Annotated in this window: 1 protein-coding gene; it reads left to right on the top strand. The window is 37.3% G+C overall.

The genetic code is table 11. The features are described 5' to 3' along the window. A partial coding sequence (locus ACYQ5R_RS12635; protein ID WP_460191321.1) for a T9SS type A sorting domain-containing protein occupies positions 1-2264 on the top strand: 2264 nt, incomplete at both ends.

Below are 2264 nucleotides of genomic sequence, written 5' to 3'. Positions count from 1 at the left end.
TTTCTAATTGGTGCGATGGATATGCTTTCTTTACCTCCATATAAACCAGTGAATCATTTTCACGGCTGGGTAGACGAATTCCGAATTTGGAATGTGGCACTTTCACAAGACCAGATTCGTTCTATGATGAATCAGCAAATCGAAGATAATGGTGGGAAAGTATACGGATCTACCATTCCTATGGAGATTTATGGTTTAGATTGGGATGATTTAGAAGGCTATTACAAGATGAATCAGGCTGAGGGTGATTTAGCGATTGGAACTTTAGGCAATGAATTTGGATTTGTAAATGGTAGATTGAGAAATAGTGAAACTTGGCAAGAAGAAACGACTCCGCTACCCTATACTACTAAAGACGGTGGAGGAGCTCAGGCATTTTCTAACACAGGAGGTGGAGGTCCATGGAAGAATTATGATGTTTGGAGTAAACCAGGAGCGCTTGGTATTGATGGCGTTACTAAAATTGAGTGGAACATTATTGAAATGAAGCACGATTTAAAAACAATTGATGAAGATGTAGTTGTGTCAGCATTAATAATGGATCCTGGAACAAAATTAACAGTTGTGAACGACACAGAAGCTCATGATGAAAACAACAGTGGAGTAATGTTGTGGGTTTCTAGATACTTAAAATTAGACGGTGTAATTGATTTAGTCGGTGAGTCTCAATTGATTCAAAAGCCCGAAAGTAATTTTCAGTATTTTGAAAGTTGGTTAGACCCATCAAGTGCTGGTTATATCGAAAGAGACCAACAAGGTATTTTAAACAGTACTGCTTATAATTATTGGAGTTCACCTGTAAGTAACATAAACGGAGTAACTTCTAATGAGCCTTATTATATTGGAGAAATACTGAGAGATGGTACAACTTCATCGACCCCACAGAGCATTAGTTTTGGGGCGGCTTATAATTACGCTGATGGAGCAATCACTTCCCCAATTAGAGTTTCTTCAAGATGGATGTATAGATATGTCAATACGGGCAATGATTATGCAAACTGGGAATATGTTGGTAATAATGGTACAAGGTTAAATGTTACCGAAGGATTTACTATGAAAGGTACAGGTTCAGGGTCTTTAGACATGGACACAGAATATCAGAACTATGTGTTTAGAGGGAAGCCAAACAATGCAGTAACAAGTATATCTTTAAGAGATACACCGTTGGTTCATACAACCTTTACTCAAGATGGAGACATTTCTTTAACAGGAAACCCATTTCCATCGGCACTAGATGCAGATCAGTTTATTACAGACAATGTTAATTCTACAGATGCTACTTTGTATTTTTGGGAGCATTGGTCAAATGGAACTCATTACCTTGGATCATATCAAGGAGGTTATGCTACAAGAAAAGTAGGCAATGGTGTACCTGCAGTAAAACATCCAAATGTTGCAGGTGGAGGTGTGGCTAGAAGTACACCAGGAGCATACGTTGCAGTAGGTCAAGGATTTTTTGTAAGAAGCGATTCAGATGGAGGTCCTGTAGAGTTTAGAAATAGCCAGAGGTTTTTTGAAAGAGAAACAAATAACGGGGGCACATCTTCTGTGTTTATGAGAGGCGTAACAAACCAATCAACAGAACAGACTCAAGATACGATACAAAGAATTAGATTAGGTTTTGAATCTCCAGATGGTTATCACCGTCAAGTATTAGCTGCTTTCTTTGAGGGCCCAACAGATGATATAGATAAATTATACGATGGTAAGGCCTTAGACTCTTGGAGTAGTGATGCGTTCTTTGTTCAAGAAGATCAGAATTTTGTTATTCAAGCATTTGGAGAGTTTAGAAAGGATAGAGAGATTCCAATAAGGGTGATTATTTCAAATGCACAAAGCGGTGGAGTTCAAAAGATGATGATTGATGAGCTTGAAAACATTAGCAATGAAACAGATATTTACATTAAAGACGAGTTTTTAGGAGTCTATCATGATTTAAGAGAATCTGCTTATGAGGTTTCATTACCAGCAGGTACATACGATGAGCGTTTTTCTTTAGTATTTGAGAATAGTTCTCAATCATTATCTGTAGATGATCAGATTTTAGATGCCTATGTAAATGTTTATATGTTTAATCCGGAGTCTCAGATTAGAATTCAGAATAACAGCGATGCAGTTATAGAAAACATAAGATTATTTAATGTATTAGGACAAGAAGTTATGCAGTGGGATATAGAAGATGGTTATAAGTCTGAAATACATCTAGACGTGCGCAATTTGGAAACGGCTATTTATGTAGCAAGAGTACAGACAGATAAGGGCAA

The sequence above is a fragment of the Urechidicola sp. KH5 genome (genome assembly GCF_054661455.1).
Note: the sequence above shows the minus strand (reverse complement) of the source record. Positions and strands in the feature narration are given on the sequence as shown.